The organism is Mariprofundus micogutta (assembly GCF_001895085.1).
Taxonomy (GTDB): Bacteria; Pseudomonadota; Zetaproteobacteria; order Mariprofundales; family Mariprofundaceae; genus Mariprofundus; species Mariprofundus micogutta.
In genome coordinates, this window is the sequence record NZ_BDFD01000022.1 from 18353 (window position 1) to 34874 (window position 16522).

General features: G+C 48.0%; 16 protein-coding genes. 7 read left to right on the plus strand and 9 right to left on the minus strand.

Annotated elements, in window-relative coordinates:
- Positions 1 to 36: 36 nt before the first annotated feature.
- From MMIC_RS10710 to MMIC_RS10735, 6 genes are read right to left on the minus strand one after another with little or no spacing between them, the layout of a single operon-like run.
- Entirely contained in the window at positions 37 to 1266 is a 1230-nt protein-coding gene (locus tag MMIC_RS10710; RefSeq protein WP_072660473.1) for a hypothetical protein, read from the minus strand.
- Positions 1250 to 1951, minus strand: a complete 702-nt coding sequence (locus MMIC_RS10715; RefSeq protein WP_072660474.1) for an ABC transporter ATP-binding protein — start codon at positions 1949 to 1951, stop codon at positions 1250 to 1252. The genes MMIC_RS10710 and MMIC_RS10715 overlap by 17 nt, the downstream gene beginning before the upstream one ends.
- A 9-nt stretch (positions 1952 to 1960) precedes the next feature.
- The gene (locus MMIC_RS10720) at positions 1961 to 3199 is read right to left on the minus strand and encodes an ABC transporter permease (RefSeq protein ID WP_072660475.1); all 1239 of its coding nucleotides are present in this window, start codon (positions 3197 to 3199) and stop codon (positions 1961 to 1963) included.
- Positions 3196 to 4416: an ABC transporter permease gene (locus MMIC_RS10725; protein WP_227819485.1), complete on the minus strand. Its 1221-nt coding sequence runs from the start codon at positions 4414 to 4416 to the stop codon at positions 3196 to 3198. Before MMIC_RS10725 ends, MMIC_RS10720 begins: the two co-directional genes overlap by 4 nt.
- Entirely contained in the window at positions 4413 to 5171 is a 759-nt protein-coding gene (locus tag MMIC_RS10730; RefSeq protein ID WP_072660476.1) for an outer membrane lipoprotein-sorting protein, read from the minus strand. Before MMIC_RS10730 ends, MMIC_RS10725 begins: the two co-directional genes overlap by 4 nt.
- A gap of 59 nt (positions 5172 to 5230) precedes the next feature.
- Positions 5231 to 5596, minus strand: a complete 366-nt coding sequence (locus MMIC_RS10735) for a DUF6164 family protein (RefSeq protein WP_072660477.1) — start codon at positions 5594 to 5596, stop codon at positions 5231 to 5233.
- 237 nt (positions 5597 to 5833) lie between these two features.
- Between MMIC_RS10735 and MMIC_RS12940 the strand changes: the two genes are divergently transcribed.
- From MMIC_RS12940 to MMIC_RS10765, 6 genes are all read left to right on the plus strand, one after another.
- On the plus strand, positions 5834 to 6295 hold the full coding sequence (locus MMIC_RS12940) for a prepilin-type N-terminal cleavage/methylation domain-containing protein (RefSeq protein ID WP_083530569.1): 462 nt from the start codon (positions 5834 to 5836) through the stop codon (positions 6293 to 6295).
- A gap of 64 nt (positions 6296 to 6359) precedes the next feature.
- Positions 6360 to 7046 carry an ABC transporter ATP-binding protein gene (locus tag MMIC_RS10745; RefSeq protein WP_072660478.1) on the plus strand — a complete coding sequence of 229 codons (687 nt, stop codon included), beginning with the start codon at positions 6360 to 6362 and terminating at the stop codon, positions 7044 to 7046.
- Positions 7039 to 7848 carry an ABC transporter permease gene (locus MMIC_RS10750; RefSeq protein WP_072660479.1) on the plus strand — a complete coding sequence of 270 codons (810 nt, stop codon included), beginning with the start codon at positions 7039 to 7041 and terminating at the stop codon, positions 7846 to 7848. Before MMIC_RS10745 ends, MMIC_RS10750 begins: the two co-directional genes overlap by 8 nt.
- A gap of 128 nt (positions 7849 to 7976) precedes the next feature.
- Positions 7977 to 8531, plus strand: coding sequence for a beta/alpha barrel domain-containing protein (locus MMIC_RS10755; RefSeq protein WP_143144941.1), 555 nt, complete (start codon positions 7977 to 7979; stop codon positions 8529 to 8531).
- A gap of 187 nt (positions 8532 to 8718) precedes the next feature.
- The gene (locus MMIC_RS12945; RefSeq protein WP_072660481.1) at positions 8719 to 9216 is read left to right on the plus strand and encodes a type IV pilin protein; all 498 of its coding nucleotides are present in this window, start codon (positions 8719 to 8721) and stop codon (positions 9214 to 9216) included.
- Between the two features lie 21 nt (positions 9217 to 9237).
- Entirely contained in the window at positions 9238 to 10992 is a 1755-nt protein-coding gene (locus MMIC_RS10765) for an O-antigen ligase family protein (RefSeq protein ID WP_083530570.1), read from the plus strand.
- A gap of 6 nt (positions 10993 to 10998) precedes the next feature.
- On the opposite strand, the gene tsaD is transcribed toward MMIC_RS10765, so the two are convergent.
- From tsaD to MMIC_RS10780, 3 genes are read right to left on the minus strand one after another with little or no spacing between them, the layout of a single operon-like run.
- A complete protein-coding gene (tsaD, locus tag MMIC_RS10770; RefSeq protein WP_072660482.1) occupies positions 10999 to 12027 on the minus strand; it encodes a tRNA (adenosine(37)-N6)-threonylcarbamoyltransferase complex transferase subunit TsaD in 1029 nt (342 codons plus the stop codon).
- 1 nt (position 12028) lies between these two features.
- Complete coding sequence (locus tag MMIC_RS10775; protein ID WP_072660483.1) at positions 12029 to 13591, minus strand: hydantoinase B/oxoprolinase family protein; 1563 nt, start codon at positions 13589 to 13591, stop codon at positions 12029 to 12031.
- A complete protein-coding gene (locus MMIC_RS10780) occupies positions 13582 to 15546 on the minus strand; it encodes a hydantoinase/oxoprolinase family protein (RefSeq protein ID WP_072660484.1) in 1965 nt (654 codons plus the stop codon). Before MMIC_RS10780 ends, MMIC_RS10775 begins: the two co-directional genes overlap by 10 nt.
- A gap of 130 nt (positions 15547 to 15676) precedes the next feature.
- On the opposite strand from MMIC_RS10780, the gene MMIC_RS10785 reads away from it, so the two are divergent.
- Positions 15677 to 16438 carry a porin family protein gene (locus tag MMIC_RS10785; RefSeq protein WP_227819487.1) on the plus strand — a complete coding sequence of 254 codons (762 nt, stop codon included), beginning with the start codon at positions 15677 to 15679 and terminating at the stop codon, positions 16436 to 16438.
- Positions 16439 to 16522: the final 84 nt, after the last annotated feature.

A 16522-nucleotide genomic window follows, 5' to 3' on the forward strand; every position in this document is an offset into this window, starting at 1 on the left:
TGACGTTCACTCAGCCAGCATCACTGTTCATCTGCCCTAGAAATATGCCCGGTATTCGATACTGACTGAATCCGGATATAAACCGAACTCACTTCTTATGGCAGCAGCCTGTGGTTTATCTCCGGTTGTTACCGTACCGCTCAGGGCTAGTTCAGATTCATCTGTCAGAGAATAGAGCGCGTAAAGTGCAAGCAGAGCCGATTGATCTACCCAGTTGTAAATCGTCGTCATATCACCTGTCAGTAGTGGTGTGAATTCATAACTGGCACCGATAGCACTGTAGTGTCTGGCCAGATAGTAACTATTATTGGCCGTTGCAAGCTTATAAGCAGCCGTGGAAGTGGCCCCACTTCCATGATAATACTGCTCCAGCCTGATGGTCAGAGTGTTCTCCCAACGGTGCTCCAGGGCAAGGGACGACTCTATTGTTGTAGTAAGTCGTGGTGAATCCGGCCATTTCACATGCCCTTCTCCACGAAGCCCCAGCCAGTCAAATAGCTCACCCTGGAAATCTCCACCAAATACCACATCTTTTTTTACTGAACCGGCCAATAGTGCAAACTCAAAATCACCAAACACAGCTGACAGGCGTGCCAGATAAGAGTTTCTTGCAGCATCAATCCGGTTACTCCAGCCGCTATCGCTAGCCGGATTGACTGCATATCCCAAAACACCGATCAACGACAATTGTGAGAGTTCAGCCAGTTGAATATCAGCACGTACTGCATCCACACCGGGTTTATAGGAGCGGAAAAAAGTTTGCGCCGCAAATGGTGCAAAGAAATCGTTCGGTGTAAAATAATAGGTAGCGGCAAGGTTCACCGGTTGGCGCCCTGCTTTCAGATTTATCCGTTCAGTTGCAAGCTGCACATTCAATCGATCCAGTATCAGGTGAGATTGTTGATGATCGAAACTCCAGTCCAGCAGATCGGAGCGCTCTATCCCCTGCAATAAGGCAAAATTTGAGCCAGCAGTCTGAAGTTTGATCGGCACATAACTTTGTTCGGCATGAACTTCAAAGGATAAAGAATCATAGGAAGCATCCAGCATCAGCCTGCCCGAAACAGCCATGCCGGATACATTTTTTCTATTATAAAACAGCTGGTTATCAGGGTTAATCAAAGTGACAGCTGATCCGCGGAGCAAGCCGCGAAGCTCTATGGCACTCGCCTCATCCTGCCATGCATAAAAAGCATGAGCCGGTTGTGCAAACAGCATCGGCAATAAAAGCAGGGATAGATGAAAAAACTTAGTGAGACACTTCATCCGAGTCAATTTTACCATCATGTACGCGGATAATCCGACTGGCACGATCCATCACATGCTGATCATGGGTAGAGAAAAGAAATGTAATCCCCTGCTCCCGGTTCAATTGCTGCATCAGATCAAGCAACGATTCTGCCGTATGCGAATCCACATTGGCTGTCGGTTCGTCCGCCAATACGATAGCCGGTGCAGTAACAATTGCACGCGCAATGGCAACGCGCTGCTGCTGGCCGCCGGACATCTCATCCGGACGGCGATGCTCAAGGCCCTCAAGACCAACGGCTCTCAAGGTTTGCATGACCCGCTCTCTACACTCGGCCTCGTCGACACCCTGAAGATTCAAAACGAATTCGGCATTTTCATAAGCAGTCATGACAGGAATCAGATTATAGGCCTGAAAAACAAAGCCGATACGATTTTTACGCACCTGGGAAAGCTCGGTATTATCCAGTGTAGAGAGATCGACATCATCCACCCATATCTGACCCGAGCTTGGCACATCCAAACCACCAATCAGATTGAGAATACTTGTCTTGCCTGAGCCAGATGGTCCACAAAGCACAGCAAAATCACCCTGCTCAATCTCCAGCGAGACATTGTTTACCGCATGCACATCCACCTTACCCTGACGATAGGTTTTCACGACATCCTGCATTCGGACTATATGCTTCACCTTACTGTGCATTATCGTTCCTCATATCGTTTTCAGGCTCTCAACCGGCGGCACGCGTCCTGCTCGCCAGGCCGGATAAAGGCCGGCCAGCAGTGCGAGCATAAACAGTGTGCCGAGAATCGCCACAACACTCTCCTTGAACAATCTGGCCTTGAAAACCGGATCAACCAGCACGCCGCCGTAACTAAAATCGTCACCAAAGGCGTCGCTAAAATCAATACCATAGTAATAAAGAAAATAGTACCAGGGCGCAGTGATGATTATCCCGAGTATCAGGCCAACTATGGTCAGCCAGAACGACTCCACCATGACCAGCTTAAACAACACTTTCGGCGACATGCCAACCGCCATCATCACACCGAACTCGCGAGTACGCTCCAGTACGCTCATCAGCATGGTATTGAGAATACCCACAGCTATCAGCAAGCCGACAAGAAACTGGCTGATATAGTTGCCAGCCTTATCGAAAGCGATTACGGCAGCGAGATCAGGCTGTGACTTCTTCCATGTCAGTACTGAAGCATCACCAGCCTCGGGAAGTACTGAGATCGCATCGCGCATGGATTCGGCATGACGCTGATCCCGGATCAGGACGGCAATCACCGTAGCTTCGTCGGGCGCATAGCTCAACGTCTGCTGCACACTTGCAATTGGCAGCAGTGCCAGAATGCCATCTATCGTATCTTCACCTGTGGTAAAGATGCCGGTCACGCGTGCAATATTACTGACGATTTCGCCTGTCGCATCGGTCGTTGTATAAACTATCTTTTTACCGATTTTCACCTGTAACTTCTTGGCCAGCCGGCTACCGACCACGATACCCCGTCCATCGCGCCTGGCGAAAAGTTCTCCTTCGACTAGCGAGCGAACCAACAAGTTATTTGCCTCTGTTTCAAAAGCCGGATCTACCGCAATAAAGGCACCGCCGACACTCTTGCGCGCACTGGCAAACATCGCCTGCCCTGTAATGCGAACCGTGGCATCCGAAACCCCGTCTAAACCGACAATACGCTCGCGCAGATCTTTTGTGCCTGTGAGCCGTTTATCCAGTGTCGGCTTCAGATGATAGCCTACCGGTTCCACAGTCACATGCCCCATACCCATGCTCGCACCGGTATCAATCATATTGGTGTAGGTATAATCGCCGGAGCCGGTAAAGGTAACCGCAAGCATCACACCGAAGCCAATTGAGAATGCAGTAATCAGTGTGCGTCGTTTTCTGCGCCAGATATTGCGCCATGCTAATTGATTGAGGTTCATCGGAAGTAGATCGCTTTTACCGGCCTTAACGTGGCCGCCTTTACCGCCGGATAGATCACTGCAATTGCAGCTATGATAAACAGGAACAGCACAGGATAGAACAGGGCTTCATGCGTAATAGCAGCATACCAGAGCGGATCGAATGCAATGCCGCCATAAGCGATGGAATCGGCCATGGAGGAGAGATCAACGCCGTGGATACGATAGTAATCAGAGATCCACCAGCCACCTGCAAGACCTACGGCCGCTGCCAGAAAGGTCAGGATCAGGGTTTCTGCATAGACCAGTGCCAAAAGCTGCCATGGAGAAACACCCAGCGCTTTCATAATGCCAAACTCGTGAATGCGTTCAAATACGTTCATCAACATCGCATTGAGTACGACTGTTGCCACGGCTATATAGAATATCACCAGCATAATCATGATTTGCACGTCAGCCGTTTCGACCATGCGCGCAATGACCGGCATCAACTGCTTCCAGTTTTTTACCTCCAGCCCAACAGACAGCGCTTCGACCTCGGCGGTCCTGACTGCCAGATCAGTAGTCCGGTCATTGCGGATAACAACAATCTCATGCACCCCTTCCGGCATCGCCATCAACGAGCGGAGCGAATCCATAGGCATAAACAGCCCCATCCTGTCGATACCATCCGACACTGACTTTAGAATGCCGCGTACCCTGAACAGTTCATTGGCCATATATCCACCCGAACTCTGTCCAACAAAGACCAGTTCATCACCCAACTCGACGCCGAGCGTACCAGCCAGTTTCTTCCCGATCACGACTCCAAGCGCATCATTCTCATCCAGCCACTTCCCACTGCTGACATGCCGGTAGAGCTCGGTAACCTGCTCTTCCTGTTTCAGGTCCACACCACGCAACTGCACACCGCTGGAGGCCATATTGGCAGCCAGAAGCCCGTAAGCATAAATCCGACTGGCGGCACGAAAGCCCCGCTTCTCCAGAGCATTCACCAACTCATCCGCATGATCAATGCGGGTATAGAGATCGGGATCATCTCTGTATCCATGCGCATGAATCTGGACATCACCCATATTCATGGCTACCACGCTGCGCTCGCTTCCCTGAATCATCCCCTCCATGAGAGAGGCAAAAAAGATCATGATAAAGCAGGCAAAAGCCATCGCCAGCATGGTCACCAGAGAGCGGTGCCAGTTTCTCCACACATTGCGGGAAGCCAGCGTCAAAATTCTCATCGCCGCTTCAAACTCGATTTGTTGAACATTGCATCGCTGACCGGAATATTCAGCTCCAGTTGTTCATAGATAAACTCGGTGTATTCATCAGGTTTGTCAGCAGGCACCACGCGCAACACAGCCGGTCGCTCCTTGCCACCGAGCAGTTTCATATCACTGAAGGTAAACGTACGTGCCAGTTGCATCTCTTCATCGAAATACAGCTCTTGCAACGGCGTATAAGTGTCAGCCAGAATCATCAACAACAACTTACCCCAAACCACCGGCGCATCCGCTTTCGGCGTCAACGTGAACTCGATTATCTGTTTACCATTCCGCAGCCCTTCAAAACTGATTCGTGCGTCATAATCCTCTTCCAGACGCGCCTCTTTCACCAGGTCATCATTGGTCAAATGACTGCCCATCCATGACCCCATCATCATGCCACTGGTCAGGCGAATCGTTCGGTCTGTTTTGGGTAAATAGGTATAGATATGATTTTCAGATTTCAGTGTCATCGTACCTTTTTCACGCAGTGGCTCGAGCACGCGAAACAGGGTTTTCTCTTTGCCCTTGGACCGCCCCTCCATGCGCATGGTTCGGGTATAGTGTTCGGTTTTCACCTGCATGGTCACCACAGCAAATGAGGACTCACCACGCCAGAGATCATCAACTTTATTCAGGATAAAGCTGGTTCGGTCTTTATCTGCAAGCTCTTCTGCAGCAAAAGCTGGAAGCGCTAAAAAACAGACAAGCAGACAGTAGAGTACTCTCATACCAACAGTGTAGAAGATCAGGTAAATAGATGAAAGTGCAGAGTATGCGACAGTTCGTGTTATTTTCCGAAATTCAGGAAAGGACTGAGGCTTACGTAAAGAATAAACATGGTCACAAAAATAAAGACGATCACCAGCACCGGATGCTGTTTGAATTTATCCAGGAAGGTGACATGTTTCCCTTCTTCCTTCAGTGCCTGGTATTCAGCTCGGACTTCGGCAGAGCGCTGCTTTTGAAAAGAGTCAAGTAATGCATTAGCCGCATCCAGTTGCCCTTCATCATTCAACCATATCGCCGGTGTTCCAATTCCCCAGCCACCGGCATGCGTTTCATAAAATGTAATATCGTGCTCACTTAAGAGTTGCCGCACCTCTTCTGCTTCATCATCCGGCACATCTCTTAGATTAAACAATCTCACTGCCATACTACGTCCCTGTCACACTTATGAGTAAAGCAAAACACTAATCACAAATTATCTGTAAATCATGCTTATCCATCAAACCATACAAACTGTCCCATATGGGCACTCATGAGTGACACTTTCTGTCACACCACCCATAGTAACCCTGATTTCTATAAGCATATGTTGGCATGACACTTGCGTTCATTCTGTTGATTGCCACAAGCTTGGCAGCAATATTATACAAGGAGAACCATTCTTATGATGAACATGATCAACAAAGAAAAGGGCTTCACACTGATCGAGTTGATGATCGTGGTTGCCATCATCGGCATTCTTGCGTCTATCGCTATCCCTCAGTTTGCCAGCTACCGTGTAAAAGCATTTAATGCCGCAGCTCAGGCTGACCTACACTCTGCTCAGACTACATTTGAAGTATATTTCAATGACAATTCCCACTACCCTAACACAACAGCTCCTGGCACTGGTGCTGTAACCATCACAGATGGCACAACCACGGGTACTGTAAACACATCAAGCAACAGTCGCTTTGCATCTGATGATGATGGCAATGCTGGCTCCTCTCAGACTTATGGTGCTGCAACCAAGCACGACTCTGGTGATCTGATTTACACCACTACCAGCGGCACACCTACTATCGGTTCAAGCACTGGCACCAAAGGCACCGCTCTGGTTGCCGGTGATGTACCTACAACTCACTAATTCTTAGCGAGTTTTGTGAAAGAGGGCCTTATGGCCCTCTTTTTTCTCTCTACCAGAGTAACTCATGCGCCCTGAATATCTAGCTGTTAACAAACTTAGTAAACAATATGGCAACAATCTGGTTGTCAAAGAGGTTGATCTTGTAATCCGCAGAGGAGAAGCAATTGGCCTGCTGGGAGCTAACGGTGCCGGAAAAAGTACCCTGATCAAATCTATCCTTGGTCTTGTCCATTCCAGTCAAGGCAGTGTTGAGATCAATGCATCATCAAGTTACCTGCCTGAACAGCCACAAATGCCGATTTCCCTGTCTGCATTATCCTTATTAAAGTTCAAATGTAAGACAAACCGGCTCCCCCCTTCATCTGCTCAACAGGCACTGGATGATGTGCAGTTATCAAAGCAGGTCCGCAATCAGGCTATGAGAGAATATTCTAAAGGAATGAGGCAACGCACCTCTCTGGCGCTAGCGCTTTGTGGTGAGCCTCAATTAATAATTTTAGATGAACCGATGTCTGGTCTCGATGCCCTTGGACGGGCTGAAATCCTCCAGCTCTTACAACAACGAAAAAGTGCAGGCACTGCTTTTCTGATGAGTAGTCACATTGTTAGTGACATGGTCCAATTATGTGACCGGGTGTTAATCATGGCGTCCGGCAGAGTCTGCGAAACTGTAGAGTTACATGACCACTCTTTAGAAGAAGCGAAAGACCTGGAAGTAAGGCTAGCTCAATGGAGCCACAGGCATGAGTAAATCACTCTCTCTATTGCTGTTTTCGATGAAAGAGATATCCAACCAGCGTATCTATCAAACTCTGCTTGCTATATTAATTATTATTCCATGGTTGCTGTTAATACCTACCTCGCTGTTCATGATGGACCTCGGCAAAGTCTTTATGGACATGTTATTTACATTTCTGCATCTATGGCTGCTTATATATATCTTCTTTCTTGCCGCCCCCCTACTGGCAAGAGATATTGAAATGGGTACATGTAATATGTTTCTCACTCTGCCAATGAGCAGAGCCGAATACTTATGGGGGAGATATGCAGGTGTCGTTGCAACCATCCTTCCCATACTGCTTGCTTATCTCATCTCTGCAGTTCTGGCCTTTGAGTTTGCTGAGCGAACCTGGCCGGGTTATGTCCTTTCAGGATCCGGAGTTCAGTTTACATATGGAGTGCTCCTGATCCTCTTGCCATACCTTGCCTTGACTGCCGTGCTGTTTTTTATCGCCTCCACGGCAACAGGTTTGTCTGAAACAACTGTATTCCTCTTTTCTGTATGGTTACTTTGCTGGAGTATCCCGCCGGTACTGGGCGCCATGCAAGAGCAAAACGTTGCTGCAAAAAATCCGCCCTGGATAGAAAGTATCCTTCAATTTATCAATCAATTATTACCGGATATTTCAAGCAGTCAGATTTCACTTCATCTTGCGCATCATATTCCCCTGGAAAACATGGCAGTGATTGCATATTGCATTGAACATTTGGCATATTCCAGCCTGATTATGATAGTTGCTGTGTTACTCTTTCAACGCAGAGATCTTGGATGAAAAGCCACTCAATCAGCGGATACATTGCTCTTTCACTGCTATTGCTGGTGAGTATTCACTGGGCTCGAAGCAATTCCCATATTAATCAAAGCCCGCCCCCTCACCATATCACATGGACAGAGAATCAAATGTACTGGCATAAAGCACTTGCAGGTGCTGTACCGGCAATAGCAGCAGATCTGGCCGTGTTAAACATTTTCAATATCTATGCACAGAGTCAAAAAGAAGATATCAGCAATCGTTCTTTGTGGTGGCCCCAACTCTATACTGAAATTCGTCGGGGACAGGCAATGGATCCTTATTTCAGAGACATATACAGACTGACAGAGGGCTTACTGGCTTTTGAAGCAGGAAAGATGGAACAGGCTGTTGAAATTTTAGCGATGAGTGAGCAACGATTGAACAGCTCGGATCCACTATTGGCAGCAAGTTTCATCGCATTTCAAGAACTCAAAGATTCGAATCTGGCCATTAGTTTAGCCAAACGTGCATCAGCAAAGCCGGATGCAACTAATCTTGCTATTGGCTTCTCAAGCAGTCTGATTCAGAAAAAAAACGGCTGCAAACTGGCTCTCGATTTTCTCAAAAGCCGGCTGGATGGTATGCCACCTAAATATCACAAGGGGATTTTCCTCAGGATTGAGCGTTTAAAGAAAAAGGATGAATGCAAAGGATTAATTTAGCACTCTCTGCCTGATGCAGAACCGGATTACCTCTCACATCAAAAACTTCTCACCCTAAAACACTATATTGGCAAGCAGTTTGCTAGATAATGTAACAGATGAGCATCATTGAATCATTCACTCAGTGACCTCGTACAAATCAGATGCTCTGTAGAGTGCTATATATCTATATGACAAGGGAATTGTTATGCCTGAAAAAGAGTCCGGATTTACCCTGATTGAACTCATGATAGTCGTTGCAGTCATCGGAATTCTAGCCGCTATCGCTATTCCAAGTTATCACAGCTACAGGGAACGAGCCAGCGACTCACAAGCAGTTGCAGATATCTACCACCTATATCTATTTGAAAACCAGTTTTTCAATGATAATGGCGTATTTGTACCAATCGTTGTCACTGACAAAGATGCTGGAGGAAAAGTAAGCAAAAATGCAACAGTTGCTGATGGTTCTACCGTCCTGTTTGAAATCCGCAACCTTTCGCCGGATGTGAATCTGGCAACTAAAGTCGGGGCCGGCAATCAGACCATTGTTGTTGGAGGCCGTCATCAAGGTAGTAGAACAACCATAGCCATGGACATGGACACAGATGGTTATTTCAAAAAAATAATTTCCGGTGCATTTAGCCAAGCCAGCTTACCGGATGCAACCATCAACAATGATATGACGGGCTGGGATTCATATTAAAAAACAGTAATTGCAGTTGTTTTGAAAAAACAAACAACTTATCATATTGATAATTTGTATCCATTAAACCTTGCATTCATTCTACTACTGCTTTCACCGATGGCATTTCCATCGTATTTTCCACATGACGTTCAACGCCTTTTCGCAGTCAGTTCCGCATTACTCATCGTATTAAGCGTCACTTTACAACAACAACGATTCTACTTACCCAAAGCTTTTTTCATTTCATGCCTGGTAGTTTTTGCTTCGCAGCTCTTCATATCAGCCTTATATAAACCCGCTGCCCCACAAGCATGGTTTTTACATCTGTTATTATATCTGGGGGCAGCTTTACTGTTTGTTTCAGGAATCAATATTCCTCGAAATAAATTGAAATCGTGGCTTCACATTTATCTATTGTTATCGTCACTTTGGGTATTAATTGGACTCTATGTCTGGCTTGATGGAACAGATGGGAATGACCTGAAGATTGGCGTCATCACCGTTGCCATATTACCCTATCTGAAGCTTGCAGGACCTTTTCAACAAGGAAATATTCTTGCCACACTGGTTGGGTTCTCCTGGCTAATTTCTCACTGGTTTGCCCTCAATAGCAGCAAACATATTTATAGGTTTTCCATCCTTTTTTTCACAATCGCCCTGTTAAGCACCCTTAGCCGGGGGGCATGGATTGCCTACTGCATATGCTTGATCATGCTTTTATTGACTACAAACAAGTTCAGCTATTGGCTGCGTAAATTTTTACCATACTGGCTTAGCGGCGCTTTTCTCGGTTACATTTGTTTTGAACTCAGGACTACACCTTATGTTCAACATTACGACTTGAGTCTGGTTGTTATCAATTCCGCCACATCACCTAAAACTGAACGATTGTTAATCTGGGCCACCTCCTTTTCCGAGTTTCTAACTTCACCATGGTTCGGTGTTGGTTGGGGGCAATTTCCTGACCAGTTCTGGTATGCAGCCCCAGCCGCGTTGCAATTCATGCAAGACAGTCTGGGACTGAATAATCTACAGTTATATAACACAGTATTTAATGCACATAACATCTTTCTTCATCTGGCTGCAGAAGCAGGAGTATTTGCTCTTATTCTGTTTTTTTGGGGCTGTTGGATACTGGCAAAACATACAGGCAGCCTACTCTTGAAACCTGACTCGATTCGACTGCCATTTGCATTGAGTGTCATTGGATTTCTCCTGCATTCCCAAATCGGCATTATATATAGTGAACCACTGGTGTTACTGATTGCAGCACTTTTTTCTGGCATTGCACTCACTCCATGGCTTCGTCACAAAAGCTGGAACTTGAAACCAACAAAAGCCGCGAAAATTATCCTGATCGCATCTGTTTCGGTTGTCGTGCTATGGTCATCTCAATCCATATCGCAATGGTTTATGTCTGAATCGATCTATAGACAGATAAAGGTAGAAAATAAAGAGAGCATCAAGCGATTAGATGAAGTCATGCATCTACCACGAGTGCGCGCCATTCCGCTAACCTCACTGGCATACACAGTAGCATTATACAAACAGCATTCCGAAGTACTGAAACCAGTCATTCCATTTCTGGAAACGTCATTGCCGGAGATTCCCTCATTATCTGCCCATCAAGTGCTGTTTTATGCACATATGTATGCAGCCAACTACGAGCGAGCCTGCCAAATTGGCAGAAAGATCATGGGAATGCATTTCACCGGGGAAAAGAATACGGCGACCTACCAGTTGATTTGCAACGGCGAAAAACCAGTGAATTACCATTTTGGACTTGTAGACTAGCCTCTCTCAGAGAGCCAATGACCACCGTGGTTGCGCATCCCATACATCAGGAATATGTACTCCGAACCTAGCCCGCTGAAAGGCTGCATAAGCGATCATCGCGGCATTATCGGTGCAGTGTTTGGGATCAGGAAGGTGTACTTCAATTTGTTTCCTGGCCGCCATTTCAAACAGCTGCTCACGCAAACTCCGGTTGGCAGCCACACCTCCGGCAATCACAAGACGGGGAGCATCCTCTTGAATGCATGCCTTGATGCTCTTTTTCACCAGCACTTCACAGATGGCCGATTCAATGGCCGCGGCCATATCGGATATGGCCTGAGCATCAAAAGAATCAATGCCGCCGGCATTTTTCACAGCGTACATCACGGCAGTTTTAAGGCCTGAAAAACTGAAATGCAGATTATCTTTTTGCAACATCGGACGCGGTAGTGTGAAACGTTTCGCATCCCCTTGCTGGGCCAGACGGGCAATCTCAGGCCCTCCCGGATATGGAAGCCCCAGCAATCGCGCTGACTTATCAAAACATTCACCGGCTGCATCATCAAGCGTCTGCCCGACAATTGAATATGAACCGATGCCGTCCACACGCACCAGCATGGTATGGCCACCGGATACCAGCAGTGTGATAAACGGAAACTCCGGTAAAAGTTTATCAATGCCGGGAGCCAACAGGTGTCCTTCCATATGATGGATCGGCATCACCGGAATATGATGAACCATGCCAAGAGCTCTGGCATAGGATGTGCCAACCAGCAATGCCCCCATCAAACCGGGGCCCGCCGTCACTGCAATCTGATCAATCTGATCAAATGTAAAACCGGCATCCTGCATCAGCGATTCAACCATGGGAGGCAATGCCGCCAGATGCTCACGCGATGCCACTTCAGGCACTACGCCACCAAAGCGAGCATGCGTTTCAATCTGCGAAGCCACCTGCTCGGCAATGAGCTTTCCATCACCACTGCTGATGTCTCCCTCATAGAGCGCTACAGCTGTTTCATCACATGAGCTTTCAATACCCAGAAAAATCATTTTAGTCCTTTTCATCACTTATGCTGTAAGCACCACCGCCGGGTGTCTCAATTCTGATGCGATCTCCGGCAAGAAGCTGAACACTGCCTTTTGCAGGCAGCTCCGACCATACTCCGTTACTGAACAGGCTATTACATCCACTCTTGCCGTCTGCTCCACCCAGTAAACCATAAGGCGAACTTAGCCTGCGCTCGGTTAACAGTGACAGATGACAGTCTTCAACCACCTGCCATTCGCGAATCAATCCATCACCGCCTATATATTTACCGTCGCCACCTGAATTTTTTCTGACCGCATAAGCGGTAATTCGTAGCGGATAATGCATTTCCAGCACTTCAATGGATGAGTTTTTGGTGTTGGTCATATGACATTGTACAGCGCTTAAGCCATCACCAGCAGCATGCGCCCCCATACCTCCAGCCAGTGTTTCATAATAGACCCATTCAGAATCACCCGTTCCACCACCGAAAATCACATTATTCATCGTACCCTGTGCCGCTGCAGGGATACGGTTCGGAATGGCCAGCGCCAAAGCCCCAAGCACCACATCAACAATACGCTGGCTGGTCTCGACATTACCCGCTGCAACCGGAGCGCCTGCATTCGCATTCACCAGACAGCCCTGAGGTGCAATGATCGAAATCGGATGAAAGATCGCAGCAGTCTGTGGCGAATGTTTTGGCATCAGGCAGCGAAACACATAAAACACACTGGCAGCTGTAACCGCCAACGGGCAGTTGACCGGCCCACGGCTCTGATCTGCAGAACCGCTGAAATCCACACTCACCTGTTCACCTATCACTGTCAGTTTCACTTTGATCGACAGATTCAGCGTTCCACAACCGTCATCTTCAAGCAGATCTTCGAATTGATAGATGCCATCCGGAATCGATGCTATTGCAGTCCGTCCATAGGATTCGGATACAGAAATCAGTGCCGCAAACATGCTTTCAAGATGATCGCGATCAAATTCATTCAGCCGCTGTGCTGCAAGCTGGCAGGCTGCACGCTGCGCTGAGAGATCCCCCAAACGCTCTTCCGGTGCCCGCACCCGGGCATAGATCTGCTTCACCAGTTCCGGTTGTTCGTCACCTGCCCTGAACCAGTAACAGGGTGAAATAATCAGACCTTCCTTTTCAAGACTGGTTTCCACCCCCATGGAGCCGGGAGTGGCACCTCCGATATCCGCATGATGCGCACGCGCTGCAGCAAAACCGGTCAAGTGCTGTTCGACAAACAGGGGCATGACGACTGTGATATCCGGCAGATGTGTACCACCCAGATAGGGATCATTGAAAACTACCACATCATCAGCTTGCCAATCAAAAATATCCACGACTTTGGACATGGCAAATGCCATTGAGCCTAAATGCACAGGAATATGGGAAGCCTGTGCAATCAACTCTCCTCCTCGGGTAAACAGAGCACAGGAAAAATCTTCCCGATCACGGATATTCGGAGAAATCGCACTGCGTTTGAGTATGGCGCCCATCTCTTCACAGACAGCTGCAAGGCGATGAGAAAAAAGACTTAACTCAACAGCATTCGATTCAATCACATGCATTGGCGCTCCAGCATCAGGTGGCCAAATCTATCCACGCGCATTTGCCAGTCTGAGGGTAACCATAGTGTTGAAGTTGATTCAACAATCAAAGCCGGTCCGCAACAGCTAAATCCAACAGGCAACATTTCCCTTTGATAATGTGGAACAGTACCTGCGCCATACACTTCCGACTGCCCTACTGATACTGCTTCAGAACCGGAAACAAGCGCAGGGAAGGAAATGGCACCCTGCTCAACAACGGCCGTTAATCTTGCCGTCATCATCTCAACAGGACGATTCAGCCTATGTCCATAGGCCTGTCGATGAGCCTGTTCAAAACGCTGTTTGAGATCTTTGTGTAAATTGTTCTCATCAAGCTCATTCAGCTCTATCGTGATATGAAATCCCTGACCTGCATAGCGCATATCCACCCGTTTCTCGAACGACAAAACCAGTCCCGGCATGGCACTCATGGCCTCATATTCCAACCCGGCCAACAGCTCAAACAGATCTGCAACAGATGTTTCATCATCAAGCATGAGACAGCGTGTTCTGGAAAACTCGCTCTGCTGACGACCCGCCAGCATACCCATGGCTGAAAATGCACCACTGGCAACCGGAAACACAACGCTGTTCATGCCCAGCTTATCAGCCAGTGAACAGGCATGCAGGCCACCTGCCCCGCCAAAACAGAGCAACGAAAAATCGACAGGGTCAAAGCCGCGCTGTATCGACACCACGCGCAGTGCAGCAGCCATATGTTCTTCAGCAATACGGATTACCGCTTCAGCTGCCGCTTCAGCACTCAGGCCTATCCTTGCCCCATACGTTGAAAGAGCTTCATAAGCAGCATCCCGATCCAGCCGCATGGAGCCACCGAGTTTGGCAGATGCGGGAATTCGCCCCAGCAACAAATTGGCATCAGTCACAGCCGGAACAGTGCCGCCCAGGCCGTAACAGACAGGGCCGGGTTTAGCCCCGGCTGACTCCGGTCCAACCTGCGGCAGCCCGGCCTCATCAATCCAGGCAAGTGAACCACCACCGGCACCAATGGTATGAATATCCAGCATGGGTAATGCGACAGGAATACCTGCGACATTTCCCTCAGTCGTCATCGATGGGGTCCCGTTAATCAATGCCACATCAGTACTGGTCCCACCCATATCAAAACTCAACAGTTTGGATTTACCAGTTTGCCGCCCCACTTCCTGGGCAGCGACAAGACCTCCCGCCGGGCCTGATAACACCAGGGACACAGCCTGCTCTCCTGCCGATTCAGCGCTCATCACACCGCCGGCTGAATGCATCACAAGCAAGTGTTTAGGAGCCAATTCATCTTGCAATCGAATCAAATAACGTTGTACAAGCGGCCCCACATAAGCATTCAGATAGGTTGTAGCGCCGCGTTCATATTCACGGTATTCCGACAACACCTGATGCGACAGCGAAATAAAGAGTTGTTCAGGCAGGAGTTCTGCCAGCTTTCGTTCATGATCGGGATTTAGAAATGAAAACAGCAGGCATATTGCTATCGCCTCATAAGCCCCCTGCTGAAGCTTCTGCATCAGTTCATTCAGGCTTTCGGAATCAAGCGCGGCAAGTTCAGAGCCATCCGCATTCATTCGCCCTGACACACCGAAACAGTCATCAGAATCAATCCAGGCTTCTTGTGCTACCGGTATAAGGTTATACAACTCAGGTCTGGTTTGTCGGCCAATAATCAACAAATCCTGCAGATCTTTATTGGTCACAAACAGGGTTTTTACGCCTTTGCGTTCAAGGATGGCATTGGTGGCAACCGTTGAACCATGCACCAGATGTAACTGTGAAGTGTCCAGACCAAGTTCAGCTATCCCCTGTTCAATAGCCCGGGACGGATCATCCGGCGTCGACAATACTTTATGAAAGCGCAAACCAGATTCACCGAAATGTACAAAATCGGTAAAGGTCCCCCCCGTATCCACACCCAGAAACATGGCAGGATTGTAACCGTTGGTTCAGGATTTGCAGCGTGCAATTTGGCCGTGATTCATATCACAGTTATTGCATACCATATATCCAGAATACGTCTACTTTTCACAAATCCTAATAATGGAGACCTAACCAATGGTGATGAATTTGAAAAAGAAAATGATGACTGCTGTTGCAGCAGGCTGTTTCGCTTTTGCTGGCTTTGCGCAAGCCGATGAGACCGTCGCAATCAAGGCTGGTTATATGATACTGTCACCTTCAGGTCAGTTCGGTGCATCAGTGAACAATGTCGGAACTAAAATTGATATGAATACCGACCTGAATTTTGACAACAGCACGCAACCGACAGGCGAGATCAGCATCAATCTGGGTGATTCCCTGCTCACCATCGGTTATGTACCGATGAGCTTTGCCGGCAACGGTGTACTTGCTGCCCCCGTAGTATTCAACGGCACTGCTTTCGCCGGAGCTGTTAGCAGTGAATTCAATGCGGATATCATCGATATCGGCTACACATATTATCTGGTCAATATGGATGACCTGCCTTCACGGTTCCAACTGGGTATTGAAAGCTCAGTCAAAACTGTCATCGCAAAAACATCCATGACCGGTGGAGCTTTAACAGCCAACAAGGATGTCACCCTGCCTATCCCTACTCTGGGTCTGCGTGGGCGTGTGGCACTGGCTGATTTTATCGGTTTAGTTGGTCGTGTCGGGTATCTTGGTTATGCAGGCAATAGCTTCCTCGACGTCGATGCCCAGATTGAATTCTCACCTATTCCGACACTGGGAATTTATGGCGGTTATCGTCAGATGACACTGAAAATCGACAACAGGGGCGTATTTGCCGACACGACCTTTAAAGGTCCTTATGCGGGTGGATTCTTCCGCTTCTGATCTTTTCCCAGCAGAGGATCTGATGATAAAAAAGGCCCGGTCAATGACCGGGCCTTTCTCATTCCTGTGTTTCTTCGTGAACTT

Excerpts from the sequence above, each read along its gene's own strand:
- MMIC_RS10775 (WP_072660483.1), bottom strand. The coding sequence starts at position 13,591 with ATGCATGTGATTGAATCGAATGCTGTTGAGTTAAGTCTTTTTTCTCAT.
- MMIC_RS10730 (WP_072660476.1), bottom strand. The coding sequence starts at position 5,171 with ATGAGAGTACTCTACTGTCTGCTTGTCTGTTTTTTAGCGCTTCCAGCT.
- MMIC_RS10785 (WP_227819487.1), top strand. The coding sequence starts at position 15,677 with ATGGTGATGAATTTGAAAAAGAAAATGATGACTGCTGTTGCAGCAGGC.
- MMIC_RS10780 (WP_072660484.1), bottom strand. The coding sequence starts at position 15,546 with ATGTTTCTGGGTGTGGATACGGGGGGGACCTTTACCGATTTTGTACAT.
- MMIC_RS10750 (WP_072660479.1), top strand. The coding sequence starts at position 7,039 with ATGAGTAAATCACTCTCTCTATTGCTGTTTTCGATGAAAGAGATATCC.
- MMIC_RS12945 (WP_072660481.1), top strand. The coding sequence starts at position 8,719 with ATGCCTGAAAAAGAGTCCGGATTTACCCTGATTGAACTCATGATAGTC.
- MMIC_RS10745 (WP_072660478.1), top strand. The coding sequence starts at position 6,360 with ATGCGCCCTGAATATCTAGCTGTTAACAAACTTAGTAAACAATATGGC.
- MMIC_RS10725 (WP_227819485.1), bottom strand. The coding sequence starts at position 4,416 with ATGAGAATTTTGACGCTGGCTTCCCGCAATGTGTGGAGAAACTGGCAC.
- MMIC_RS12940 (WP_083530569.1), top strand. The coding sequence starts at position 5,834 with ATGATGAACATGATCAACAAAGAAAAGGGCTTCACACTGATCGAGTTG.
- tsaD (WP_072660482.1), bottom strand. The coding sequence starts at position 12,027 with ATGATTTTTCTGGGTATTGAAAGCTCATGTGATGAAACAGCTGTAGCG.
- MMIC_RS10715 (WP_072660474.1), bottom strand. The coding sequence starts at position 1,951 with ATGCACAGTAAGGTGAAGCATATAGTCCGAATGCAGGATGTCGTGAAA.
- MMIC_RS10755 (WP_143144941.1), top strand. The coding sequence starts at position 7,977 with ATGTACTGGCATAAAGCACTTGCAGGTGCTGTACCGGCAATAGCAGCA.
- MMIC_RS10710 (WP_072660473.1), bottom strand. The coding sequence starts at position 1,266 with ATGAAGTGTCTCACTAAGTTTTTTCATCTATCCCTGCTTTTATTGCCG.
- MMIC_RS10735 (WP_072660477.1), bottom strand. The coding sequence starts at position 5,596 with ATGGCAGTGAGATTGTTTAATCTAAGAGATGTGCCGGATGATGAAGCA.
- MMIC_RS10720 (WP_072660475.1), bottom strand. The coding sequence starts at position 3,199 with ATGAACCTCAATCAATTAGCATGGCGCAATATCTGGCGCAGAAAACGA.